The organism is Curtobacterium sp. LFS079, assembly GCF_047977865.1.
Classification (GTDB): Bacteria; Actinomycetota; Actinomycetes; order Actinomycetales; family Micrococcaceae; genus Arthrobacter.
This window is the reverse complement of record NZ_JBFPFO010000001.1, coordinates 287,766-312,229: the sequence shown is the minus strand read 5'-3', so window position 1 is coordinate 312,229 and position 24,464 is coordinate 287,766. Positions and strand designations below refer to the sequence as shown.

General features: G+C 66.9%; 23 protein-coding genes. 7 read left to right on the top strand and 16 right to left on the bottom strand.

Annotation, left to right across the window (positions count from 1 at the left end; all coding sequences use genetic code 11):
• Positions 1–14 precede the first annotated feature (14 nt).
• The 8 genes from proC to ACNQPB_RS01435 all read right to left on the bottom strand — a co-directional run bounded on the left by proC (position 15) and on the right by ACNQPB_RS01435 (position 10,069).
• Positions 15–842 (bottom strand): pyrroline-5-carboxylate reductase, encoded by an 828-nt coding sequence (gene proC / locus ACNQPB_RS01470; RefSeq protein ID WP_498748508.1) that lies wholly within the window; start codon positions 840–842, stop codon positions 15–17.
• A 234-nt stretch (positions 843–1,076) separates the two neighbouring features.
• Entirely contained in the window at positions 1,077–1,955 is an 879-nt protein-coding gene (locus tag ACNQPB_RS01465) for a sugar phosphate isomerase/epimerase family protein (RefSeq protein WP_498748506.1), read from the bottom strand.
• Position 1,956: 1 nt separating this feature from the next.
• On the bottom strand, positions 1,957–3,006 hold the full coding sequence (locus ACNQPB_RS01460; protein WP_498748504.1) for a Ppx/GppA phosphatase family protein: 1,050 nt from the start codon (positions 3,004–3,006) through the stop codon (positions 1,957–1,959).
• Between the two features lie 60 nt (positions 3,007–3,066).
• Complete coding sequence (locus ACNQPB_RS01455; RefSeq protein ID WP_498748503.1) at positions 3,067–3,483, bottom strand: SseB family protein; 417 nt, start codon at positions 3,481–3,483, stop codon at positions 3,067–3,069.
• A gap of 139 nt (positions 3,484–3,622) precedes the next feature.
• Positions 3,623–4,702, bottom strand: coding sequence for a type IV toxin-antitoxin system AbiEi family antitoxin domain-containing protein (locus ACNQPB_RS01450; RefSeq protein WP_498748501.1), 1,080 nt, complete (start codon positions 4,700–4,702; stop codon positions 3,623–3,625).
• A gap of 166 nt (positions 4,703–4,868) precedes the next feature.
• Entirely contained in the window at positions 4,869–7,595 is a 2,727-nt protein-coding gene (topA, locus tag ACNQPB_RS01445; protein ID WP_498748499.1) for a type I DNA topoisomerase, read from the bottom strand.
• Between the two features lie 81 nt (positions 7,596–7,676).
• Positions 7,677–8,321: an ArsR/SmtB family transcription factor gene (locus ACNQPB_RS01440; protein WP_498748498.1), complete on the bottom strand. Its 645-nt coding sequence runs from the start codon at positions 8,319–8,321 to the stop codon at positions 7,677–7,679.
• Positions 8,322–8,359: 38 nt separating this feature from the next.
• Positions 8,360–10,069, bottom strand: coding sequence for a DUF7059 domain-containing protein (locus ACNQPB_RS01435; protein WP_498748496.1), 1,710 nt, complete (start codon positions 10,067–10,069; stop codon positions 8,360–8,362).
• 90 nt (positions 10,070–10,159) lie between these two features.
• Here ACNQPB_RS01435 and ACNQPB_RS01430 point away from each other — a divergent pair, with 90 nt between their 5' ends.
• Both ACNQPB_RS01430 and ACNQPB_RS01425 read left to right on the top strand, forming a co-directional pair.
• Positions 10,160–10,606, top strand: a complete 447-nt coding sequence (locus ACNQPB_RS01430) for a DUF6023 family protein (RefSeq protein WP_498748494.1) — start codon at positions 10,160–10,162, stop codon at positions 10,604–10,606.
• Positions 10,607–11,037: 431 nt separating this feature from the next.
• Positions 11,038–11,574 (top strand): DUF6023 family protein, encoded by a 537-nt coding sequence (locus tag ACNQPB_RS01425; protein WP_498748492.1) that lies wholly within the window; start codon positions 11,038–11,040, stop codon positions 11,572–11,574.
• 104 nt (positions 11,575–11,678) lie between these two features.
• Here ACNQPB_RS01425 and trhO read toward each other — a convergent pair whose 3' ends face one another.
• Entirely contained in the window at positions 11,679–12,572 is an 894-nt protein-coding gene (gene trhO, locus ACNQPB_RS01420) for an oxygen-dependent tRNA uridine(34) hydroxylase TrhO (RefSeq protein ID WP_498748490.1), read from the bottom strand.
• Between the two features lie 137 nt (positions 12,573–12,709).
• On the opposite strand from trhO, the gene ACNQPB_RS01415 reads away from it, so the two are divergent.
• Both ACNQPB_RS01415 and ACNQPB_RS01410 read left to right on the top strand, forming a co-directional pair.
• Positions 12,710–13,405, top strand: a complete 696-nt coding sequence (locus ACNQPB_RS01415) for a GNAT family N-acetyltransferase (protein ID WP_498748488.1) — start codon at positions 12,710–12,712, stop codon at positions 13,403–13,405.
• A 75-nt stretch (positions 13,406–13,480) separates the two neighbouring features.
• Complete coding sequence (locus ACNQPB_RS01410) at positions 13,481–15,823, top strand: DEAD/DEAH box helicase (RefSeq protein WP_498748486.1); 2,343 nt, start codon at positions 13,481–13,483, stop codon at positions 15,821–15,823.
• 17 nt (positions 15,824–15,840) lie between these two features.
• On the opposite strand, the gene ACNQPB_RS01405 is transcribed toward ACNQPB_RS01410, so the two are convergent.
• The 7 genes from ACNQPB_RS01405 to ssd all read right to left on the bottom strand — a co-directional run bounded on the left by ACNQPB_RS01405 (position 15,841) and on the right by ssd (position 21,297).
• On the bottom strand, positions 15,841–16,227 hold the full coding sequence (locus tag ACNQPB_RS01405; RefSeq protein ID WP_498748484.1) for an Rv3654c family TadE-like protein: 387 nt from the start codon (positions 16,225–16,227) through the stop codon (positions 15,841–15,843).
• Positions 16,224–16,805, bottom strand: coding sequence for a TadE family type IV pilus minor pilin (locus ACNQPB_RS01400; protein ID WP_498748483.1), 582 nt, complete (start codon positions 16,803–16,805; stop codon positions 16,224–16,226). The genes ACNQPB_RS01405 and ACNQPB_RS01400 overlap by 4 nt, the downstream gene beginning before the upstream one ends.
• Complete coding sequence (locus ACNQPB_RS01395; RefSeq protein WP_498748481.1) at positions 16,802–17,218, bottom strand: DUF4244 domain-containing protein; 417 nt, start codon at positions 17,216–17,218, stop codon at positions 16,802–16,804. The genes ACNQPB_RS01400 and ACNQPB_RS01395 overlap by 4 nt, the downstream gene beginning before the upstream one ends.
• A gap of 143 nt (positions 17,219–17,361) precedes the next feature.
• A complete protein-coding gene (locus ACNQPB_RS01390) occupies positions 17,362–18,075 on the bottom strand; it encodes a type II secretion system F family protein (RefSeq protein ID WP_498748479.1) in 714 nt (237 codons plus the stop codon).
• A complete protein-coding gene (locus ACNQPB_RS01385) occupies positions 18,075–18,863 on the bottom strand; it encodes a type II secretion system F family protein (RefSeq protein WP_498748477.1) in 789 nt (262 codons plus the stop codon). Before ACNQPB_RS01385 ends, ACNQPB_RS01390 begins: the two co-directional genes overlap by 1 nt.
• The gene (locus ACNQPB_RS01380; protein WP_498748475.1) at positions 18,860–20,098 is read right to left on the bottom strand and encodes a TadA family conjugal transfer-associated ATPase; all 1,239 of its coding nucleotides are present in this window, start codon (positions 20,096–20,098) and stop codon (positions 18,860–18,862) included. Before ACNQPB_RS01380 ends, ACNQPB_RS01385 begins: the two co-directional genes overlap by 4 nt.
• A complete protein-coding gene (gene ssd, locus ACNQPB_RS01375; protein WP_498748473.1) occupies positions 20,095–21,297 on the bottom strand; it encodes a septum site-determining protein Ssd in 1,203 nt (400 codons plus the stop codon). Before ssd ends, ACNQPB_RS01380 begins: the two co-directional genes overlap by 4 nt.
• Positions 21,298–21,455: 158 nt before the next feature.
• Between ssd and ACNQPB_RS01370 the strand changes: the two genes are divergently transcribed.
• The 3 genes from ACNQPB_RS01370 to ACNQPB_RS01360 all read left to right on the top strand — a co-directional run bounded on the left by ACNQPB_RS01370 (position 21,456) and on the right by ACNQPB_RS01360 (position 24,430).
• Positions 21,456–23,141, top strand: coding sequence for a bifunctional 3'-5' exonuclease/DNA polymerase (locus ACNQPB_RS01370; protein WP_498748471.1), 1,686 nt, complete (start codon positions 21,456–21,458; stop codon positions 23,139–23,141).
• Between the two features lie 44 nt (positions 23,142–23,185).
• Positions 23,186–24,073 (top strand): CHAD domain-containing protein, encoded by an 888-nt coding sequence (locus ACNQPB_RS01365; protein ID WP_498748469.1) that lies wholly within the window; start codon positions 23,186–23,188, stop codon positions 24,071–24,073.
• A 201-nt stretch (positions 24,074–24,274) separates the two neighbouring features.
• Positions 24,275–24,430 carry a YegP family protein gene (locus ACNQPB_RS01360; protein ID WP_498748467.1) on the top strand — a complete coding sequence of 52 codons (156 nt, stop codon included), beginning with the start codon at positions 24,275–24,277 and terminating at the stop codon, positions 24,428–24,430.
• The last annotated feature ends 34 nt before the right edge of the window (positions 24,431–24,464 follow it).

Sequence of the window (24,464 nt, the reverse complement as noted above, 5' to 3'; positions counted from 1 at the left end):
TGGGTGCGGTAACGTCAGTCGAGCTGCTGGGTGATTTCGGCGGCGCGGGCCGCCGCTGCACGGGCGCCGTCCGCGATGATCGCCGGGATCCCGCCGTCGTTGAACGCGGCGATCGCGCGCTCGGTGGTCCCGTTGGGGCTCGTCACGGCCACGCGCAGGGCGGTGGGGTCCGCACCGGGCTCGGCGAGCATGTAGCCCGCCCCGGCCACGGTTTCGCGGGAGATCCGCAGTGACAGTTCCGGATCCAGTCCGAGTTCGACGCCGGCGGCCGCCATGGCCTCGGCAAGGTAGAAAGCGTACGCCGGGCCCGAGCCGCTGATGGCCGAGAGCGCGTCCACCTGTTCTTCGGGGATTTCCACCACAGTGCCTGCGGCGGACAGGAGTGCGGTGACCAGCTGCTGCTGCTCGGGCGTGGCATTGCTGCCGGGCGAAACGGAGATCACGCCGCGGCCCAGCCTTGCGGGGGTGTTCGGCATGGTGCGGATGACCGGCTGGCCGGGCGGAAGGGCGGCTTCCAGCATCGCGATGGAGACGGCGGCGGCCACGCTGACCACGATCGTGTCCGGGGCCAGTACCGGCGAAATTTCGCGGGCGAGCTCGGTGACGCCGACCGGCTTGACGCCCAGAATGACAACCCCGGCCCCCTTGGCGGCGACTTTGTTGTTGTCCGGGTCTTCGGAACCGGCAATCGCCATGATGCCGTGGCGGTGGGCCAGTTCGTCCGCCCGTTCGGCGCGGCGCACGGTAGCGACAACATCGGATGGGTCGGTGCCGGCGGCGAGCAGGCCGGCCAAGATGGCCTCGTTCATGGATCCACAGCCAAGGAATGCGATTCGAGTCATGGCTCCATCATGCCAGTTCGCCGTTCCGCTGCCGAAGCTGCCAGGATTCCCAGCTAACTCCCAAGGTTATTGCAGCTTGCGCCCAACGTTGCTTCGTAACCTAGTAACTACCTCATTGAGGGTGCGAGTGATGAGGCGGGCATGGGGATGTCCGCCAAAAGCACCGGTGGCTTGAACGGGTTTCCCCCCATTTTCCCGATCAGCCGCCGGTGCTTTCTCGTTTAAGCCTGCTTCTCAAACCTCGTAGGCGCCCACAAGCGGCGCCCCCAGGTGCTGGCGGGCAAACTGCAAAGTTTCGGCAAGCCACTCTTCGCGCTCCCCCGCCACTTTGGCCTTGCGGGTGGAAATCTCGGCCACGATGCTTCCGCGGAATCCGTTGCCGGCCAGGTGCTGCAGCACCTCGGCGCACTGCTGCGTGCCGCGGCCGGGAATGAGGTGCTCATCCCTCCCGGAACCTGAGCCGTCGGTCAGGTGCACGTGCCGCAGCTTGCTTCCGAGCGCCTGGACAGCGTCCAGGCTGTTGACCCCGGCGGTGGCGGCGTGCGAGAAGTCCCAGGTGACGTCGTCGTAATCCTGGCCCACCGGGTCCCAGTGCGGCAGGTACGCCAGGGCTTCGCGGCCGCGGACCCGCCACGGGTACATGTTCTCGACCGCGATGTGCACCTGGTAGAGCGCCGCGATTTCCCGGACCCCGATGGCGAAACTCTCCGCATAGTTGGACTGCCAGCGGAACGGCGGATGGACCACCACCGTGCTGCAGCCCAAGTCGCGGGCCATCCTGCAGGACATTTCGATCTTGTTCCACGCCGATCCCCAGACCTGTTGGGTCAGCAGCAGCGTGGGGGCGTGGATGGAGACGATCGGCTGTGCGTATCGCTGGCTGAGCTGGTCGAGCGCGGCGGCGTCCTGGCTGGTGGCATTGTTGGTGACCATCACCTCGACGCCGTCGTAGCCCAGGTCCTGTGCCACCGCGAAGGCATCATGGACGCTCAGCGGATAGACGGAGGCGCTGGAGAGCGCCACCGGGATCGGCTGCGTTTCCTCCCCGGGCTGGCTCTCACTGGATTGCCCTGACTGCCCTGGTTCCCTGAACTGCCCGACGCCGTCGCCCATGTCAGCCTGCCTGCCCGCCTGCTGCGGCGGCCGGGACCGGGACGGCCGGGCCGCCGTCGTCCGCTGCCTTTTTCCTGGAAACGGACGCGGCTCCGACATGCGGTGCCGGCTGCAGCGGGCCGTCGAAGACCAGTTGGTCGAGCCGGCGCAGGATGAGGCCTTCCCGGAGGGCCCAGGGGCAGATCTCCATGCTCGGGAACTCGAAGAGTTCCAGCGCGGTCTCGGCCACCAGGGCACCGGCCAGGATCTGCCGCGCCCGGGCCTCGGAGACTCCGGGCAGGTAGAGCCGGTCCGCCACCGTCATGGCCGAGATCCGCTGCGCCCACAGGCCCAGGTCCGTTGCGTGCAGCTCGCGCTTGACGTACGGGCCGGCGCCGCTGGGGGCGGCACCGGCGATGCGGGCCAAGGAGCGGAAAGTCTTCGAGGTGCCGGCCACCAGGTTGGCCCGCCCCAGTGCCTTGAACTCCCGCACCACCGGCTTCAGCGTGGAGCGGATATATCGCCGCAGTTCCTTGACGCTCTTGGCCGTGGGCGGGTCGTCGTGCAGCCAGTCGCGGGTGAGGCGGCTGGCGCCGAGCGGCACGGACATGGCCAGCTCCGGGAGCTCGTCCTGGCCGAAGGCCATTTCGAAGGAGCCTCCGCCGATGTCCAGGTCCAGGATGGGCCCGGCGCCCCAGCCATACCAGCGGCGGACGGCGAAGAAGGTCATGGAGGCTTCTTCGTCGCCGGTAAGTTCCTGGAGGGTCACGGTGGTTTCGTGCTTGACCCTGGCCAGGACCTCCGGGCCGTTGGTGGCTTCGCGGATGGCGGAAGTACAGAAGGCCAGGAGGTCCTCGGCTTTGTGCTTGGCCGCGAACTCCCAGGCTTCGAGCACGAACTCGATCAGCTCGTGCTGCCCGGCCTCGTTGATGTTCCCCTCCGGATCCAGGAACTGGACCAAGGACAGCGGCCGCTTGTGTGACGCGAACGCCACGGGCCGTGCGCCCGGATGGGCATCCACCAGAAGCAAATGGACGGTGTTCGAACCGATGTCTAGGACGCCAAGACGCATGCTGACATTATTCCGCGTTTGGAACTGTGTGAAGCAACTGCGACGGCGGCCGGTTGCGTGCTACTCCCCGGCGCGCTTGAAGTCGCGGCGGACGTTGGCGATGCCCTCCGGGCCCATTTCGAAGCCGTGCTCGCTGCCCGGGTTGATGACCAGGCCGATCTCGTCGCCGATGCTGTCCAGGATGGCCGAGCCGTGCGTGGCCAGCACGTTGGGTGCGGCTTCGAGGAAGTGGGAGTCGACGCGGCTGGGGTGGCTGAAGACCGCGAGGACAGGCTGGCCGTCCACGTTGGCCAGGACGAGGGGTTCCACGGCGGCGTCGGGCGTGTCCAGGGCGTCGGTGCTGAGGATGTAGACCTCGTTGTTGAGGAAGGACAGGATGACCTCAACCGGGTTGGCATCGGCCTGCCCGGCCTTTGCGAGGTTTTCCTCAAGCTCGTTCAGGGGGCTGTTGTCAATGGTTCCGGGCTGCTCACTCATGTACCTAGCCGATCACATCCGGGGGCCCGCTGTCGAAATCGTGGGGTTTCATGGGTGCTCCGACGCCGGGCTCGCGGGTTCCGGCTCAGCTAGCGGTTTCCATTCCACGAGTCGGCGAGAAACCCGCGATCGCGCGAATTCACAGCTCCAACAAGCGCCTGACTCGCGCCCGCAGCTCCTGTTCACGAAACAGGTCCTTCCATTCGATCCTGAGAATCCGCCAACCAAGTTCCATGAGTGCCTTCTCTCTTTGGCGCTCCTCGAAGACGGCCTGTTCCGTCGGACGATAATCGAAGTACTTGGCCTTTCCGTCGAATTCCAAGGCGGCCTTGCGGTCCGGCCAGCCGAAATCGAGCCGTGCCAGACCCCGGGGTGTGCGCACTTCAAGCTGCAGCACGGGCTTGGGAACCCGAAGTTTCCGAAGCAGGTCTCTGGTCAAGGTCTCCCCCGGCGACTCGGACAGGGCGTCGGCTGCCGCCAATACTCTTCTCAGGTTCACGACCCCCTGTCGTCCAGCCATGGCAAGTTCATACTCACCGAGCCTGACAATGTTGGCGCCTTTTCGCAGTGCATGGTCGGCAAGTATCAATGACTGCTTGTAGTTCAGCAATCCACAACAATCCACCATCGTTCGTTCCAGCGACGTCACGGGGAGGCCATCGACGTGCACGAGTTCCTCGCCGGATACGGACTTGGTGTGTGCGGCTACATCTGCGGCATGGCCCCCTCCCGAGGGCAAGAACGGGACACTGACGTGGACCTGGTCATCAACTTTCCAGAGCTTGAGCCTGTGAAGCCGGGCAGCAGAAGTGTGGCTGAACGAATATCGGCCGGACGTCGTCAATGCAGCCCGGTGAGCGTACGCCTGCACTCGGAGCACGTCCTGATCTTCCGCCGACAGCGACGACCAAAGGTCTGCCGGGAAGTAGCATCCACGGCGGATTTTCAGGAGTGATCCGTTCGCGCATAAAGATCCGAGGAGTTTCGGGCCCACTCCCAGATCGAGAAGTTCCTCGGTACGCCACAGTTGGGCCCCAAAGCCGAGCAAGTCATCGAGGCGTTGATCTGACAGAGCCCAGGGAGCCTGGGCAGCGAGTCCACTCCGGACTGGCTGGCCTGTTCGGGGCCGGTCAGCGGCTGCAGGCACTTCAGTTTCCCTGCGTTCGTCTTGAAACCAGACTCCGGCGAGGGGATCCACCTGATCCGAAAGACGATTCATGCGATCAAGCATTGCCACAAGAGCCCACCACGGACAGTGCCGTAGTGGGCTATGTGGACAACCACTCCGCAAGGACCGTGGCTGCACGTTGGCTTCGCGGTTTCCGCTCCTGATCGCGGGTTCCTTCCCGCGAGCAGGAGTGGAAACCGCGAGTACGGCCCGGGGGTTACTTCTTGGCGGCTGCCTTCTTGGCCGGCGCCTTGCGCGTGGTCGTGGTGCGTTTGACCGGACCCTTGGCGCGCTTTTCGGCGAGCAGCTCAATGGCCTTTTCACGCGTCAGTTCCTCGAGCGAAGTGGCGCGTGGCACGGTGATGTTCGTGACGCCGTCGGTGATGTAGGGGCCGAAGCGGCCTTCCTTCACCACGATGTTCTTCTCGGAAACGGGGTCCGGTCCGAATTCGGCCAGCGGCGGCACGGCGGCGCGGGCACCGCGCTGCTTGGGCTGCGAGTAGATCTCCAGCGCCTCCTCCAGGGTGATCGTGAAGATCTCCTCTTCGCTGCCGATCGAGCGGGAGTCCGTGCCCTTCTTCAGGTATGGCCCGAAGCGTCCGTTCTGCACCGTGATCGGGGTGCCTTCGGCGTCCGCGCCCAGCACCCGGGGCAGGCTCATCAGGGCCAGGGCGTCGTCCAGGGTGACGGTTTCCACGGTCATGGACTTGAAGAGGGAACCGGTGCGCGGCTTGGCCTTGACGGGCTTCTTCGGCGGCTTCGGCTTGCCGTTCTTGTAGTACTCCACCGGCAGCGCGGCCAGCTGCTCGTCCGTCATTTCCGGGATGATCTCGGTGACGTAGGCGCCGTAGCGGCCGTTCTTGGCGACCACGGTGTGGCCGGTGTGCGGATCAGCACCGAGCACGCGCTCTTCCGGAGCGGAGGTTTCCATGAGCTCCACGGCCTTGGCCGGGGTGAGCTCGTCCGGGGCGAGGTCTTCGGGAACGTTGGCCCGCGCGGATTCGACGATCTCGCCGGTCTTGGGGTCCACGGTGGGCACGGAACTTTCCAAGTACGGGCCGAACTTGCCCACACGCAGAGTGATGCCCTCGGCGATCGGCACGGAGTTGATGTCCCGCGCGTCGATTTCGCCCAGGTTGTTCACAATGCTCAGCAGGCCGGGATCGCTGTCCTCGCCGTAGTAGAAGTGCTTGAGCCAGGCGGCCCCCACTGCCTGGCCGTTGGCGATCTTGTCCAGGTCGCCTTCCATGTCCGCAGTGAATTCGTAGTCCACGTAGTCGGTGAAATGCCGTTCGAGCAGGCGGATCACCGAGAAGGCGATCCAACTCGGGACCAGCGCGGAGCCCTGCTTCCGGACATAGCCGCGGTCCTGGATGGTGGAAATCGTGGAGGCGTAGGTGGACGGGCGGCCGATGCCGCGCTTTTCCAGTTCAGCGGTGAGCGAGGCTTCCGTGTACCTCGGCGGCGGGGACGTTTCGTGCCCGACGGCGACAATTTCCGAGGCCTTCAGGGCGTCGCCCTTCGCGACGTTCGGCAGACGGCGGCCTTCGTCCGAGTCGTCGTCGCCGCGGCTTTCGTCCTTCCCTTCCTCATAGGCGGCCAGGAAGCCGGGGAAGGTGATGACGGTACCGGAAGCCGAGAACTCGGCGTCGCGCCCGTCCGCGGAAACCGCACCCAGGCGAATGGTCGCCGTCGAACCCTTGGCGTCGGCCATCTGGGAGGCGACGGTGCGCTTCCAGATCAGCTCGTACAGGCGGAACTCGTCGCCGCTGAGCTGGCCTGCCACCTGGGCCGGGGTGCGGAAGGAGTCACCTGCGGGGCGGATGGCCTCGTGGGCTTCCTGGGCGTTGGCGGCCTTGTTGGCGTACACCCGGGCGCCCTGCGGGATGTATTCGGGCCCGTACAGCTCGGAGGCCTGGCGGCGGGCAGCAGTGACTGCTTCGTCGCTCAGCGCCGAGGAGTCGGTACGCATATAGGTGATGTAGCCGTTTTCATACAGGCGCTGGGCGACCTGCATGGTGCTCTTGGAGGAGAAGCGCAGCTTGCGCCCGGCTTCCTGCTGCAGCGTCGACGTCGTGAACGGTGCCGCGGGGCGGCGCGTGTACGGCTTGGTGTCGACCGAGCGGACCTGGAAGGCGGCCTTTTCCAGCCCGGCCGCCAAGGACGCGGCGAGCTGCTCGTCAAGGTGCACGGCGTTCGCGGAGACGAGGACGCCGTCGTCGTTGAAGTCACGGCCGCTGGCGACCTTGGCGCCGTCCACGGCGGCAAGCTTCGCTTTGAAGGAACCGCTGTCCGCACCGAACTGGCCGGTGAGGTCCCAGTAGGAGGCCGCCTTGAAGGCCATGCGTTCGCGTTCGCGGTCCACCACCATACGGGTCACCACGGACTGCACGCGGCCGGCGGACAGACCACGGGCCACCTTGCGCCACAGGACCGGGGAAATCTCGTAGCCGTAGAGCCGGTCCAGGATCCGGCGGGTTTCCTGGGCGTCCACCAGTGCGGTGTCCACATCGCGCAGGTTGTCCATGGCGCGGTGGATGGCTTCCTTGGTGATTTCGCCGAAGGTCATGCGGTAGACCGGGACCTTGGGCTTGAGCACTTCCAGCAGGTGCCACGCGATGGCTTCGCCTTCGCGGTCCCCATCGGTTGCGAGGTAGAGCGCGTCGGCGTCTTTCAGCTGGGCCTTGAGCTCGGCAACCTTCTTCTTCTTGTCCGGAGACACCACGTAGTACGGCTTGAAGTCGTTTTCGATGTCCACGGCGAACTTGCCCACCGAGGTCTTCTTCAGTTCAGCAGGAAGGTCCGAAGGCTGCGGGAGGTCCCGGATGTGGCCGATGGAGGCCTCGACAACAAAGCCTTCGCCAAGGTACTTGGCAATGGTCTTGCTCTTGGCCGGAGACTCCACGATCACGAGTTTCTTGCCGGATTTTGCCTTGCTGGGCACGGTGCTCCTACTGAAAAAGAATGGCTTGGGCTGGTGCCCATATTGGCTTAGTTCACCACAAATTGCAGAATCCTGCCTTTGCTAGGTGGATAAGCCCGGGCTCCGGTCGTCGGGGATCAGGGACCACATGGTGGCCATTCGCTCGGCGCCGGATGGGATGCTGGCCGGGTCCTCGAGTTCGTAGTCGCGCAGGATCTCATCAATCCTGCTGTTGAGTTCCACCCGCTGTTCCATGGTCAGGTACAGGAGTTTGCTCGCGAGGATCATCGCGGCCGAGGAGTCCGATGCCTCGCCCTTGGCCCGCTGTTCGTTCCTGGTCCGCGAATAGGCCAACGCCCGGCGGCGGAACACATCGAGTTCGAGGTCGACGACGGCGAGTTCCGGACTGGCGACGCTGCTGCCGGAGACGATGTTGAAATCGGTTCCCGCCGCCTTCCAGCGGCGCTCCCGCGCGTCGCCGGTGGTTTCGGCAGGCACGACGATCCCCCACTTCTGCAGGGCGCGCAAGTGGTAACTCATGGCGCTCGGAGTGAGTCCGGTCTGGGCCGCGAGCTCGGTGGCAGTGCGGCTGAGCTGTGATTCGTACAGCTCGGAAATCACTTCAAGCCTGGCAGCGTGCGCGAGGGCACGGATGGCCTTGGGATCGGTGATCTCGACCGTTTTTTCCGGCCGGCGCCGGCGTTTCGTGGGGACCTGTTCTGCGTTGGCCCCGTTCTCTGCATTCACCGGATCAGTGTAGCCGGAGCCGCTTTGCGTGCTGTCGTTCACCCGCGGGCTTGCCCTGCAGGTTCCTGCACTATGGCCGGATCCGCCGGCAGCAGGAAGCCGTCCCGGACCAGGTTTGCCACGTCGGACAGCAGGCCGGCACGGAAGGCGTTCTCATCGAAGTCCTCGGCGCCGCCCAGCAGTGCCGAAAGGGCAGCGATCAGTTGCCGGACGGAGAGTTCACCGTCGCAGGCCGAGACGAAACCGGCGAGTTCGGTGCTCAACAGGTTGGTCCGGCGCAGGCCCGCACCCTGCCGCAGCAGGATGACGCCGGGGTGTTGGGCTCCGGGCCGCTGGTGGCGTTCTTCCGTGACGTCATCTGCAACCAGCAGGCGGGCATCCTCCAGTGTGTGCCCTGCAAGCCAGTCAGCGCGTTCGACGGCGGCGCCCAGGTGGGGCCCGACCGGTTGCTCGATGGGATAGGTGATTTCCTCGAAGCGGCGGGTCCCGTCCGAAGCCGGGGCAGTTCCCCCCTGCGCAGTTCCCGCCTGCGCGGTCGTCCCAGGCCGGCGCAGCCAGATCATGCCGAAGCCGACCGCCGCGACGTCCCGCGACGCAAAGTCCGCCAGGTAGGCCGAGTAGCTTTCGCGGTACAAGGTCTTGTCGCGGCCTTCGGACGCGTCCTGCAGCCAGTTTTCCGCGTACACCTCCGGCACCACCTGCTCGCGCTGTATGAACCAGGCTTCCGTATCTGTTCCGTCCAGCCACGAAGCGGGCCGCTCGCTCCATCGCGCACCGGTGGCGATCTCCCAGTTGCCGAGCATCTGCGCGGTTCCGCCGGGAACCAGTATCTCCGGAACGGCGCGGACCAGGCTCGAGACGATCTGGTCCCCCGGCAGGCCGCCGTCGCGGTACGTGAACTGCCCGGAAGCCTCCTCGCCGTTGCTGCGCGGAGTGATGACAAAGGGCGGGTTGGACACCACGAGGTCGAACCGCTCACCGGCCACGGGGTCCAGCAACGAGCCCAGGCGCAGGCTGACCCGGTCCTCAGGACGTGCGGGGTCCAGACCCAGGGCCGCTGCGTTCAGGAGCAGGTTGAAGCGGGTGAAGGCCAGCGCCCGTTCCGAAATGTCCGTGGCGGTGACGTGCGCGCAATGCTCCAGGAGGTGGAAGGTCTGGATGCCGCATCCCGTGCCGAGGTCGAGGGCGCGGGCCGCCGGCCGCCGGATGGTGCTCTGGACCAGGGTGGTCGAGGCCTGTCCGATCCCGAGCACATGGTCATGCCGCAGGACCCCGGGCCGCTGGTGCGCCGCAAGGTCGCTGGCAACCCACAGTTCGATGGTCCGGCCGTCTCCGGCGTCCCAGCCGTAGGGGCGCAGATCCACCTTGGCTGCGAGAGCACCGCCGTCGTGCATCTCTGCGAGTCCCAGCTCAAGCAGCCCTGCCGTACCGGTTCCCGGCAAGGCGGCGTCGACGTCTTCCACGGATTGCGGATCGGCGAGCAGCCACAGCCGCGTGACGACGGCGAGCGCGGCGGCTGCATCCGGCTTGCCTTCCAGCGCGGCCGGCTCGGTGGCGAGCAGCGCGGGGACAAGCTGGTCCCGGCCGAGGGCGTCGTGGGCGGCGGCACCGAGAAGCTCCGCCACCCCGTCCAGCGTGAAGTCCGCGGCACGCAGATCCCCGGCGAGGGAGGCGAGCAGCTCCGGAAGGTCGCTCCGGGGTGCGTCAGGAGTGTTGCCGGCGGTGAAGTGCGTTGCGGAATCGGTCACCTTGAAAGTCTAGGGCGACTGTTTACCAGCCGGCCGCCGGGTGGGCGCTATGTGGAAAAAGGCACCCCCGGATACGGGTAGCGTGGAATCATGGCTTTCCTTCCCTCCACAGCACGTGCCGTCATGCGCTGCGCGGCACTGGGCCTCGTCGCCGCTTCGACCCTGGCCGTGGCTTCCTGCTCCGCCGCTCCTTCCGTGGAGGACGCCGACATTCCGGCCTGGAAGGCCAAGGTGCTGCCGTCCGCCGCGGGCATTGTCATGGAAGACTCGGGCAAGATCCTCAAGCGCGAGCCTTTGGTCAAGTCGGCGGCCGTTCCCGCCGGCGACTACACCCTGACCGTGGCGTGCGACGGCGGCGGCAAGGCCTTCTTCGCCGTGTCCTCCGACGGGCGGGACATCACCGAAGCCGGGGCCGCCTGCAACGGCAGCTACGAAACCTCGAAGGTGGACCTGCCGTCCGGCGGAACTGTCAAGATCACCACAAGCAGCGTGGACGTGCCCCTCATTTACGCCTACCAGCTGGTCCCGGCCAGGTAACGCTCCTTCGGCTAGGCTCTTCTTGGGCCACAGCCCCCGGATTTCGTTTTCGGTGCGACGGGGGTGATCGGGGATTCCCGCGATGCCGGACTTGGAACGGCCCGGCGTCCCCGCTCAATCGGGGGAAGTAATACGACGGTGGAGGCCGGAGACTACGTGATCCGGGTCGCCTGCCCCGGAGCTTCGGGGGGTAGACCTCACCGTCGAAGGCGAAAAAGGCCTGACGCTGCGCCGTCTGTATTCTTGCGGCACCGTATCGGAGCTGAAACCGTCCATGGCTGCTGGCACCATGGGCGTTTTTCTCGAAGGCGAGACTCGTGGAAGGGATGCAGTAGGCACCGTGCAGGTGATCAAAGCCCCGGACAAGGCCGCCCCTAAGCCGTAAGACCCCACCTCTGACGGCGCCTGGGGTGCGGGCGTAGAGTCGGAACATGGGCCGGTACCGAGCCCCCACGGTGCCCCGGAAATGGCGGCTGCAGGCCGCCGTCGCGCTCTTCTGCGGTCTGGCGACCGCCGGGTTGGCCGCCTGCGAATACAGCTACGACGACGACCGCGCACCGCTGCCCTCATACTCCGTCCCGGTGATCACCGACCCGGCGCTGCCTGTGGACCCAGACCTGGACCGCCCGGTTTCGGGAGAGGCTTTGAAGGCCTGGGCCCAGGAGGTACTGCCGGACAACAACGGCCAGGTGTTCTTCACCAGCTATGGCTTCCTGGGCTCGGGGGAATCCCGGACGGAGCGGACTGTCCAGCTACCAGCTGGAACGTACGCCGTCACGCTCGCGTGCCGGGGCGCGCACCAGGCGTCCTACGCAGTCCGGGACGGCAGCGCCGCGCCCATCGAACTCAGGATGGATTGCGACCAGATCCGCGTGAACGTAGTCGAACTGCCGAAGTCCACGGTGCTTGCGATCACGGTCGAAGCCGTCAAGCGCGCAAACTTCGCCTACCGGGTGACCAGGATCTGAACCGGCTCGAGGACGCCCTTCTAGGGCGGCCGGTTCAGGGAGCGCGGTTCAGGGCGGCCGGTTCAGGGTGCGCGGTTCAGGGAGCGCGGTTCAGGCCGCGCGGTTCAGGCCGCGCACCCTTGCGGGCAGCGCAGGGTTTCCGGGCTGGCTGCGCATTCGGCGCAGTAGAGCGTGAGGTTGCGGCAGCTGGGGTTGGAACAGTTCTCGAACTTGTTGGTCGGGGCTTCGCAGCGGACGCATTCTCCGATTGTCTTGGCGTCCTCGCTGAACTCCACGTGCATCCGCTTGTCGAAAACGTAAAGCGAACCCTCCCACAGGCCCTCGTCCTTGTACTTTTCGCCGTAGCGGACGATCCCGCCGTCCAGCTGGTACACCTCTTTGAATCCGCGGTTCACCATGAGGCTGGAAAGGACCTCGCAGCGGATGCCGCCCGTGCAATAGGTGACGACAGGCTGGTCCTTGAGCTCGTCGTACTTTCCGGACTCAAGTTCCTTGACGAAGTCGTGGGTGGTTGCCACGTCGGGAACGATGGCGTCCTTGAACTTGCCGATCTGTGCTTCGAAGGCGTTGCGGCCGTCGAAGAACTTCACTTCCTGACCGGTGGCCTTCTTCTTTTCGAGCATGGCGTGCAGTTCTTCGGGTTTCAGGTGGACGCCGCCGCCAACCACGCCGTTCCCGTCGACTTTCAGCTCGCCGGGCGCGCCGAAGGAGACGATTTCCTCGCGGACTTTGACGCTGAGCCGCGGGAAGTCTTCAGCGCCGCCGTCCGACCACTTGAAGTCGATGTCCCGGAAGCCTTTGTACTCCCGGGTGGTCTTCACGTACTGCTTGACGTTGCCGATTTCGCCGCCGACTGTTGCGTTGATTCCGTCCTTCGAGATCAGGATGCGCCCGGTCAGCCGGAGCTTCTCACAGAGTGCGCGCTGCCACAGGCGCACGGCTTCCGGGTCCGCGATCGGGGTAAAGCCATAGAAGAGCACAATTCGGTTTAAAGCCACGCATTTAAGGTTACCGGGCCGCGGCAAACCGGCGGTTCCGGAGGGACCGGAACCCCCGCCGGGCGGCCCGGAGTGTTAACGCAGCTGTTACTGCATGCCCCTGTTGCATCCCCGCCCGCTGGGAATACTCTCTCTACATGAGTCCAGACGCTTTGGTTGAAGACATCACGCATCTGCTGGAGGTCTGGGTGGCCGGTTGGGCCGGCTGCCGGGGCTATGAGACGCGCAAGGAAGGCCGGTTCCCTGCCGCACTGCGCGCTGACAAGACCGGGGACTGGGAATACTTCGCCCACGACCCCTCGGACGCGGAATTCGCCGAGCTTGCGGCCCGGACGTCAGAGTCCCCGGCACGCATCCTGACCATCTTGAGCAACGATCTGGCTCGCTTTACCTTCCTTGCCAACGAGCACCGCCTGAAGATCACCTCCGCGTCCCAGACGATGATGATCGTGGACATGGAGACCCAGGACGCCGAGGACCCCTGGCTCTCCGACGAGTCCCTGAAACTCTCGACCTCCAAGAGCGAAGGCGTCCACTACGCCGAGGTGCGTGCGGGTGAAGAACTCGCCGCCAGCGGACGCGTGTGCGTTGTGGGCACCACGGCGGTCTTCGACAGGATCGTTACCGAGCCGGCTTTCCAGCGCCGCGGCCTGGGCAGTTTCATCATGAAGGCCCTCGCCGCCCAGGCGTTCGAGCACGACGTCGAGAACGGCCTGCTGCTGGCATCCCTGGACGGCCAGAAGCTGTATTCGCACCTGGGATGGCGGAGCGTCAGCGGCGTCCTGATGCTTTCGACGTCTTCCGCACAGGACGGCGACCTCTCCGTCGACTGACCTCCGCCTTGCTCCCCGGGCCGCAGGTTCCGGCCCCTTGACCTTGCCCCCTGCCGCCGGTGACAGAATGTTCTGGTGGACAACTCCGAATCGCTGATCTCCCTTCTGGGCCGGAGCCCGGATCCGGAGCAGCTTCGCCATGTCCGCACGATCCCGGCCCGCAAGGCAGTCCATGAACCGTGGCCCGGCTGGGTTCACCCCGACATCGTGGAAGCCTACGGCTCGCTGGGCATCCTGGAGCCGTACCGGCATCAGATTGAGGCGGCTGATCTCGCCCACTCGGGCGAACACGTGGTGATCGCTACGGGCACGGCTTCCGGCAAGTCCCTTGCCTACCAGCTGCCGGCCTTGGATGCGATACACCGCTCGGAACTGCGGGTGCTGTCCGAGCCCGGACGGATCCACGACGACGGCGCCGTGGCCCTCTACCTTGCACCCACCAAAGCCCTGGCCGCCGACCAGCTCGCGGCACTGCGGGCCCTTGGCCTGCCCACCCTCCGCGCGGAAAGTTACGACGGCGACACCGACGTTTCTGCACGACGCTGGATCCGCGACCACGCGAATTTCATACTGGCCAACCCGGATATGCTGCACTTCGGCATCCTCCCGAATCATCAGTGGTGGGCGCGGTTCTTCCGCCGCCTCCGCTACGTGATCGTGGACGAGGCCCACAGCTACCGTGGTGTGTTCGGCTCCCATGTGGCCAACCTGATGCGCCGGCTGCGCCGTATCTGCGCTTACTACGGGGCCGGCACCTCCTTCCCTGAGCCTGTCTTCATCGCGGCGTCGGCCACCGCGTCCGATCCGGGAACATCCTTCTCCCGCCTCATCGGGGCCCCGGTCCGCGAAGTGTCCCGCGACAGCTCCCCGCACGGTGCCACCACCGTGGCGCTATGGGAACCTGCCTTGACCGAACTGAAGGGCGAGAACGGGGCCCGGACCCGGCGGACAGCGGTGGCGGAAACCGCCGACATCATGGCCAATCTGGTGTCCTCGAGGGTGCGGACCATTGCATTCATCAAGTCCCGCCGCGGGGCCGAAAGCATCTCATCCATCACCAAGAGGCTGCTGGACGAGGTGGATCCCAGCTTGCCGCGGCGGGTGGCAGCCTACCGCTCCGGTTACCTCCCCGAGGAGCGCCGCGCCCTCGAAAAGGCGCTGCGCACGGGCGAACTCCTGGGAGTTTCCAGCACCTCGGCCCTTGAACTCGGGATCGACATCTCCGGGCTCGACGCCGTGATCGTGGCCGGCTGGCCCGGAACCAGGGCGTCCCTGTTCCAACAGATCGGACGGGCGGGGCGGGCCGGCCAGGACGCCATCGCGGCCTTCGTGGCCAGTGATGACCCCTTGGACACATATCTGGTCAACCATCCCGAGGCGATCTTCGATGTCTCGGTGGAGGCCACAGTGTTCGACCCCGGCAATCCCTACGTGCTGGGACCCCACCTTTGCGCGGCGGCAGCCGAGTTGCCCATCGGGAGCACCGAGCACGGCCTGTTCGGCCCCACCGCAGAGGCCCTGCTCGGCCAACTCGTCGCCCAGGGCTACCTCCGGAGGCGGCCTGCTGGGTGGTTCTGGACGCATCCCGAGAGCGCGGCGGGGATGGTGAACCTGCGCAGCGACGGCGGTGGACCCGTGAGCATTGTTGATGCGGATTCCGGATCCCTCCTGGGAACAATGGATTCGCCGCAAACCCACTACCAGGCGCACACCGGTGCGATCTATGTGCACCAAGGCGACAGTTACCTGGTTGAGGAACTGAACGAACAGGACCACTGTGTGGTGGTGCGGCGGGCTAATCCCGATTACTACACCACCGCCCGTGACGTGACGCAGATCGAAGTGCTCCAGACGTTGCGGACCATGGAATGGGGGGACATCGCTGTCTACTTCGGCGAGGTGAAAGTGACGACCCAAGTGGTCTCCTTCCAACGAAAGGCTTTGGTTTCCAATGAGGTGCTGGGCGAGGAACCGCTGGAATTAGGGGCCCGCGATCTTTTCACCAAAGCGGTCTGGTTCGTGGTGCATGGCCGTTCCCTCCGGGGTGCCGGCCTGATCGAAGCCCAGTTCCCCGGGGCCCTCCATGCCGCAGAACATGCCGCGATCGGGCTGTTGCCCCTCGTCGCTTCGAGCGACCGCTGGGACATCGGTGGCGTCTCCACCGCGCTCCATGCCGATACCGGGGTGCCCACGATCTTCGTGTACGACGGCCACCCCGGCGGAGCAGGATTCGCCGAACGCGGCTACGAGAAGGCCAGGGTCTGGCTGACTGCCACACGCGACGCGATCAAAGCCTGTGAGTGCGAAAGCGGTTGCCCCTCGTGCGTCCAGTCGCCCAAATGCGGAAACAAGAACAATCCCTTGGACAAGGACGCCGCCGTGACCCTTCTTGACGTGTTGCTGAAAGACGCGGTTTAGCGGCACAGGCCGCGGCGCTAAGGTGGCGGTCCGGCCTTCGAATGGCCGGTGGCGGTCCCGAGGGCCGACCCCTGCAGCAGGCTGGTGCGGACTTCCACGATTCCTCCACCCAAGAACAGGCAGGAGGTCAACGCTGCCCTGTTCTGTGACGCCACCTCCGCCGCCACCGTGCAAGGAACCCCCGGTTTCAGACCACGCGCGGCATCCGCACCGGCGAGCGCAGCCAGGTCTGCGGCCGCCGCGGCCCTTTGAGCGTGCACCGCGGCCTGGGCCAGGAGAAAAGCAGCCGACAGGAGGATGATGACGAGCATCCCCAGGCTGACCGCAAGGATCGTTCCCGAACCCCGCTCCGTCCGGCGCCCGCTAGAGCACCCCGGCCGCGTCTTCCGAGCGCCGCGCGTCATGCCACGGCCCCGCCGGATCGCTGCTGTGCAGGACCGCCATCCCGCCAACCGTCGCATTCTCCGCCCGGCAGGGGCTCCCCGAGGGCCAGGAAGTCCACACTTCCCTTCAAGAAAGGGGTCCGCGGATGCGGGGCGGCGGTCCGGTCCGGCATCTCGGTCCGTGCCGATGCCTTCGCCGTGAGAGTCCATGGAATGACCGACCCGAATGGACCGCCGACACGGGCAGATACCGTGACGTCCAGCCATTCCCCTTGCGCTGAAACCGCAGCCGTGGCGGTGCCACCGGCAAGGCGCCGGGCGATACCTTCAACCGTTGAGGTTCCTTCGCCGCGGGCCAGGGCGCGCGCACCCGCCCTGGCGGCTTCTTCGATCCGGAGTTGGGTGATCCCTGCCGCAGCCCCGGCCAGCAAGATGGCGAGAAGCAGTAGCACCGCGGGCAGCGTGACCGCGAACTCGGCCGTGACCGCGCCACGTGCCCTCCCCGGACGGACATGCTGCCGTTTCCGCCGGTGGCGGGCCGTTGCCGCCGGGCGCCGCAACAGCAGGCCAGCTGGTGCGTAGCCAGGGCGCGGACTCATGGCAGGGCGAGGGCGGTGCGGATGAGGTTCAGCAGGAAACTCCTGACTTCCTCGCTCCGGAGGAGGACGACCAGGACACCGGCAAAACCGACTGCGGCCAGGGTGGCGATGGCATACTCCGCTGTAGCCATTCCCAGTTCCGACGCCGTGATCCGGCGCCGGCGCTTGCCCTGCGGGGCACCGGCGGGATCGGACCAGCCCGGGAACAGTTGCACGACGTCGGCGATGCCCTGCCTTTCAGTTCCAGGCTGGAAGTCCCGGATCCCCGCCGTCGTTCCCCTGCCCCGGACCCCTTCCTGACCCTTGGCCCCTTCCCGGTCCGGCCCATTCCGGTCCGGGGTCCCGGCGGGAACGCCGCCGCTCAGGTGATGATCTTGGTTGGCTGTGGGGCGGGTGATGGTTTGGACTTTCATTTTCTTTTCCTTTCTGCGTGCCAGGCCGTGTTGCCGGCTGGTTCTGACTCTTCCCTGTGCGGGTTTTCGCGGTAAGAAGCGGGTTTCCGTAAGTGGAAAAACCCCTTCACCATTTCCGTGTGGAGGAGAACTGACGGGGATTTTCATATGCCGTCCGGGAGCATGGCGAGGAGCACCGGAACCACGCCGAGACAGATGAATGCCGGCAGCGAGCACAGGCCCAGGGGAACCACAAGCTTCACGCCCAGGGCCGCGGCCCGGCGTTCAGCCGCGCGGAACTCCTCCCGTCGCAGACGCGCGGCCTGGGCATAGAGGACTGCAGACGAGGGAGCCCCGGTGAGGGCGGCAAAGGCAAGGGAGTCCCGCAGCCGGAGCGCCACCGGGTTCTGGACGGCGGAACTTCGCCAGGCCGTTCCCCAATCGGCTCCGATGGCCAATGCGGCCACCACCGGCCGCAGGGAATCACGGACCGCGGGAGCGGTGCAGGATGCCAGCAGTTCCAATGCGCGGCCAAGCCCGGCTCCGGAGTCTAGGGTTGCAGCGACGAGTTCAAGCATGATTGCGGTGCTTTCCAAGCCCGCGTACCCCGATCCTCCGCGGCCGGTTCCGCCCCTTCCGAACACGCGCCGGCCGAACACCTGCCTGCCAAACACGCCGCCGCCGGTGCCCGTTGGGGCATCCCGTCTGCCCGGACCCGGAATCGAGCCCTGGTTTGAGCCGGCGCCCGGGTTTAGGTCAGGCCTTCGGAGCTGGCGGACGACGGCCCGACGCCTGCGCCTTCCGGGGTCAGGAAAAGCCATCACCGCCGCAATGAACAGGACCGCCATGACCATGGCGGCAGGCAGCAGCCCGCCCATCAGCTTGCACCTCCGGATGCGCCGGCTTCCCCGGTCGCCGCCCGGACCAGCCGCATCGACCACGCCCGCCCGGCCACCGTCAAGATGATTCCCGCTCCGAGTGCGACCTGTCCGAAGGGGTTTCCGAGCAGGATCCCGAGGGGATCGACGCCAAGCGCCGTGCCGAGGGCAAGCCCGAACAATGGGAGCCAGCCCAGCAGGCGGACGGTAGCCTTCGGCCCGGCGAGAGCTGTCAGTCGGGCGGCCTCGGCATCGTCTTCGGCCTCCAGGTGCGCTGCATAGCGTCCGAGGATCTCCGCAAGGGGGCAACCACTCGCCTCTGCGATGTCCAGGCAGTCCGCGAGCTCGCCCCAGACCCGCCGTTCCCTCGGGCGGACCCGGGTCGATGCGGAGGCCGTACGGATCGCTGCCGCCGCGGAAACGCCCAGCATCGATGCGGAACGGGCCGCGGAAATCACGGCCACGGATCCGTCCGAGAGACGCTGCGTGCGACGGCCCGGTCCTTCATCCCCGCCGTGATCCTGCAGCGCCTGAACGGACCGCCCGTGCACGATCCACGCTTCTTCCCAGAGTCGGGATGCAGAGCGCCCTCCGCGCAGGAGCGCGGCCAACTGTTGGACCAGGATTGCCAGCGGCAAGTCCTCCTCCTTCGCGCGCCGGCGCCAACGCTGTGCCGCCCGGGGCTTGTTCCGGCCCATCAGCCGCTCCATCCGGCGGCCGGGGCCGGGCAGGTGGCCGATGGCCAGCCATGCGGCCACGGCAAGTGCAAGGAGCAGGAGGATGGTCATGCCGCCCGCTCCAAACCCGGGAACGGTTCCAGCCCCGTCGTCGGTTCCATCGCTTCGAGCCCCAGTCGCGTGGCGAGTTGAGGCCACGCCGGGCCTGCCGCCGTCCGTCCGCTCTGCGTCTCAAGCGCGGGCACCACCGACTGGCCGGAGGTTGTCTCCTGCAGCAGGCCGATGCAGCTGATGCCCCTGCCCGCCGGGGTTCGCTCCACGTGGATGACAACATCCATGGCGCTTGCCATCTGGAGCCGGACCGCCTCCTGGCTGAGACCCGCCAGCGCTCCAAGGGCAACAATCCGGGCTGGAACGGCCGACGCGGTGTTGGCATGGATGGTGCCGCCACCCCCGGTGTGCCCGGTGTTGAGTGCCGTCAGCAGTTCGCGGACCTCGGCACCGCGGCATTCGCCCACGATGAGACGGTCAGGCCGCATGCGAAGAGCCTGCCGGACCAGTTCGCCGAGATCCAGGACTCCGCCGCCTTCAAGGTTCCCGTGCCGGGATTCGAGGGAAACCACATGCGGATGGACGGGGTTCAGTTCGGCGGCGTCTTCGATTAGCACGAGCCTGTCGCCGGCTGCGCAAAGTCCCAGCAAGGTGGAAAGCAGCGTGGTCTTGCCGGACCCCGTGGCACCACTGATCAGGAAGCTCAGCCGACGTTCCACGATCGACTCGAGCACCCGCTGCATGCCGGCGTCGAACATGCCGCCTGACCGCAGTTCGTCGAGGGTGAACACGTCCTCCCTGCGGATCCGCACGGACAGCAAGGTACCGGCCGTCGAAATCGGCGGCAGCACGGCGTGCACGCGGTATCCGCCCTTGAGCCTGACGTCCACGCAGGGCGAGCCGTCGTCAAGCCGACGTCCGCCGGCAGCCACCAGGCGTGAGGCCAGGGCACGGATCTGCTCTTCGCCTTCGAAGCGGACGCGGGATCGTTCAAGTCCCCTGCCGCGGTCGAACCACACGGAGTCCGGGCCGTTCACGAAGATGTCCGTGACCGCAGGATCACGCACCAACTGCTGGAGCGGACCCAGCCCGCTCAGCTCGGCATTGATGGTGTCGACGGCGGCCAGTGCACCCGCGGCACCCAACAGCCGGCCGGTGGCGTGGACGGCTGCAGCCACCCGGGTGGGAGTGAGGGGGCCGGCGTCGGACATGACTGTTTCCCGCACGCTCTCCAGGAGTGCGGCGTCGAGGCGCCTGTCCAGGCTGGTGCGGCCACCCCTGCGGTCCGGGCTCATTCCGTCCCTTCCTCAAGGAGATCGAGGACCGGGGCCGCGAAGCGCCGCACCGAGCGGCGCTTGCCGAAGTCCAGCAGCCTGCCGGTATCCGCAGCTGCCGCCGTGCCCCGCAGCTCAGGAAACACGGCATGCAGCCGGAGGCCCAGCGATTCGGCAATGATGCTTCCGTCCAAGGCAGTACCCTTGCCTCCGCGCACCACCAGTGCTGCTTCCACCGGCGGGAGGTCCTGGAGGAGCCGGGCGGCTGCGACGGCTGCGCGAAGCTGCGCCGGGGCAAGCACGAGGATCCGGTCGCAGTCCCACGCAAAGCCCCGCAGGGATTCCGTCCCGCGGCCGATGTCCACGATGACGAGTTCGAAAGCCCGCCGTGCGGCGTCCATGACGGCGGCAACGGCCATGGCGTCGGGTTGTGCCACCGTGTCCCGTTTCCCCGGCCAGGACAGAAAGGCGAAGCCGCCCGCCGCCGGCAGGGACCCGGCCAGCTGCTCGGGATCGATGCTGCCCTTGGCGTCGGCGAGGTCTGGCCAGCGCAGCCCGGGATTGTCCTCGGCAGCAAGGCTCAGTTCCAGTCCCCCTCCCCGGGAGTCACCGTCAATGAGCAGGGTCCGGGCTCCTTGCGCGGAGGCCTCCTGTGCCAGCCAGATGGCCGCGGTCGAAGCCCCGGCGCCGCCGCACGCCCCGGTGAGGCCAAGAACCAGTCCGCCCGGGTCCGGCGCCTGGGATCTGCTCAGATGTTCGGCGAGCCAGGCTGCGCCCTCCGGCAGGACGGCGACGCGTTCGGCTCCCAACCCGGCGGCAATCTGCCACAGGCCGTCCCCTTCCCCGGCGAGTCCCAGCAGGATGGCGGGAGCCCGGCGCCGGGGCGGGAGTTCGCGGATGTCGCTGCCGAGGAGGACCGTCCCCGCGGAGTCCCAGAACGGCAAAGCTTCCTCCGCGGTGCCCGCCGTCCGCAGCCCTGCTCCGAGGGCAGCCACGATCCTTTCGGTTTCAGCCTGGAGCCTGTGGTTGCCCGTGACCAGCAGGACATCCACCCCTTCCGCAGGCAGCCATGGCGGCTCCGGAGAGCCGTCATTGGGTTCCCGTCGTTTGCCCCTCCGTGTCACCACGGCCTCCACTGACGGCAGTCCCGCTTCCCCTCGCAAGGGGTTCGCCTGGTAGCTGCCGGGGCTTGTCTCTTCCTGGATGTGCTGCCTGCCCATGAAGCCACTCTCAGCACCGAAGTCCTGCGCCGGAAGCGCTGCACTCCCCTATGTGGACAACATCCCGGAAGCGTTCCTGTGGGGGAAGAGTGGCGATCAGGACAGAATTTGTCCTGAATGCACAAGATGGCCCCGAAGGACAGGGCAAAATTGTCATCATGTATCTGCTGCTCGCCGCCCACCCGCAGGGGGCAGCCATCCAGGAAACCAGCGCCGAAGGAACTGCCCTTTCCGAACCCCGGATCATCGGCACAACGGAACTTCCCGCCGTCGTGCGCGAAATGGAAAACGGGCGGCCGCGCTGGATCTGGAACCGCACCCAGGACTGGTACCCGGCCCTGCTCGCGGCCGGGGTGCGGCTGGAGCGCTGCCACGACCTCGGACTGTGCCGCACCATCCTCGCTTTGTCGACGTTCACCGCACACACCGAATACGCCCGAAACGCCGCCCGGCCCGCCGTCGACGAGGAAAGCGGCATGGTGAAGGCCTTCGCCCCGCCCCCGCCGCCTGCCGACCAGGGAGCGCTCTTCGACGCACCCGCCGGCCACGGCCGGGCGCCAGGGCCGGAGGAACTCTTGGCGGAGTTTGCCCCCCAGCAGCTGGCCGTGAAAAGCGTGCCGGACGGGCACCGCCAACGCCTCCAACTCCTCCTCGCCGCCGAGTCGGCCGGGGCCATGATCGCCGCGGAAATGCAGCACAACGGTGTTCCCTGGCGGGAGTCGCTGCACGAGGACATCCTGCGCGGCTACCTCGGGCCCCGCCCGGCACCCGGCCAACGTCCGGCCGCCCTGGAAGCGTTGTGCACCGAACTTCGGGGGCTCCTCAACTCCCCCAAGCTGAACCCGGATTCCCCGCAGGAACTGATCCGCGCCCTGCACCGCAACGGCATCGAAGTCAGCTCGACCAGGCAGTGGGAGCTCAAGGAATCCACGCATCCGGCGATCGGGCCGCTGCTGGAGTACAAGAAGCTCTCGCGCCTCTTCACGGCGAACGGCTGGGCTTGGCTGGACGCCTGGGTCAGCGGCGGCCGTTTCCGGCCCGAATACGTGGTGGGCGGCGTAGTTTCGGGCCGCTGGGCTTCCCGGGGCGGAGGCGCGCTGCAGATCCCGAAGCAAATCCGCGGTGCCGTGTACGCGGATCCGGGGCACAAGCTGATCGTCGCCGACGCCGCGCAGCTCGAACCCCGCGTCCTCGCCGCCCTCGCACAGGATCCGCGCCTGGCCGAGGCCGCGCGCGGCAAGGACCTGTACGCCGGCATCGCAGCCCAGGGTTTCGGCGGCGACCGGTCGAAGGCCAAGATCGCCATGCTCGGGGCAATGTACGGCGCCACCACGGGCGAGTCCGGCCGCCTCATGCCCCAGCTCACCCGCACCTACCCGCGGGCAGTGGGCTTCGTTGAGCAAGCAGCGCGCGACGGCGAAGCGGGCCGGACGGTGACCTCCCGCCTCGGGCGCAGCAGCCCGCCGCCCTCGGAACGGTGGTTGCGCAGCCAGCGTTCGACGACGGCGGAAGAGCAGCGCCGCGCAGACACCATCGCGCGCTCCCGCGGCCGTTTCACCCGGAATTTCGTGGTCCAGGGTTCCGCCGCGGACTGGGCGTCGTGCTGGCTCGCGGAACTGCGACGGCGGCTCCGGGCCTTGGCTGCGGACGGTTCACCGGCTGGTGAGCTCGTCTTCTTCCTGCACGACGAGGTCATGGTTCATGCCCCTGAAGCGGCAGTTCCGGCCTGTGTCCGGGCGGTGGAAGAGGCGGCGGCTGCCGCGACGGAGCTGCTGTTCGGAGCGGTTCCCCTGGAGTTCCCGGTGAGCGTCGCCGTCGTCGATTCCTACGACCAGGCCAAGTAGTCCCTCCCCTTGTTCCCGGCGGTCGGCCGGAGGACGATGGCCCCGTGGGAAAGAAGGCCCGAGCAGCGTTGGAAGCCTACCTGGCCGCCCAGCTCAACGAGTTGGACAACGCATTGCCCCTGCTTGCCTCAACGGACCACGAAGCCGTCCACCGCTGCCGGCTGGCGATCCGCCGGCTCCGTTCCGTCCTCGCCTGCTACAGCGGGCTGGTGCCAAGGCTGCCGAAGCCGCTCCGCAAGGACGTCCGCTGGCTGGCGACGTCGTTGGGTGAAGCTCGCGATGCCCATGTGCTGGCACAGCGGATGCGCCTGTCCATCGATGCGCAGGAGTCCTGGGAATCCGCGGAAGCGCTCTACGGCTCGGTCGGGATGCTTGATACGGCTGCGGGTCGGGCCGCCGCCAGGCTCGGCCGGAAGAACCGGAGCCGCCGCGTGGTCCACGCCGTCCGGACCTCCCTCGCCGCCGGCCAGGCGCAGAAGGTCAGGAAAGCGGCGTTGGCCTACCCCATGCAGGAGCAGTGGAACAGGATCCGGGAGAAACTGACCGGGGACGCGGCGAGCATCGACCCGGCGGTCCGCAATACCGGGCTGCATGAGGCCCGCAAGGACATCAAGCGGTTGCGCTACGCCGCCGAAGCGGTCACCGATGTCTTCGGCCCCGACGCCACAGCGATCATCCAGCCGGCAATTACGCTGCAGCGGCTGCTGGGCGAACAGCATGATGCCGTGGTTGCGGGCGAATGGCTTGCCTCCTTATCGGCGGAGTCCGGCGTTTCTGCGCAGGACGTGCAGTTCCTGCTGGAGGTGGAGATGCGCCGGAAGAGCCGCGCGGAAGAGGAGTTCCGCGCGGCTGCCCTCGAATATCCGATCCCTGCGCCCCGCCGGGTCTTGAACTTCCACGCGGTGTCCCCGGACGCGACGCCCGTAAAGTAGCCCCGGCACGCGGGCGGATGCCAGTCAAAGACGCGTCATGACCTGAACCATGCCCTCGAACATAGGCTACGTCACAGTAACTTTCGGGCCAGCCGGTCTCTCGTTAGCCTCGAAGGATGCATGTCGGGCGAAACTGCCCGCAGGCATGCGATGACGCATTCAAGGGGGAACAGCATCGTGGCTGGAAGATTCGAAATTCTCATGGATAACAACGGTGCCTACCGTTTCAGGCTTACTGCGGCGGACGGAACGCTGGTGGCCGAATCCCCGCAGTTCAAGCACCTGAGCGCAGCTGTGGCCGGCATCAACGCCTGCCGTGAAAACGCGGCAACGGGCATCATCGTGGACCGCACCTAACCGGCCAGCGTACGCCGGCACGCTGCGGCCGGGC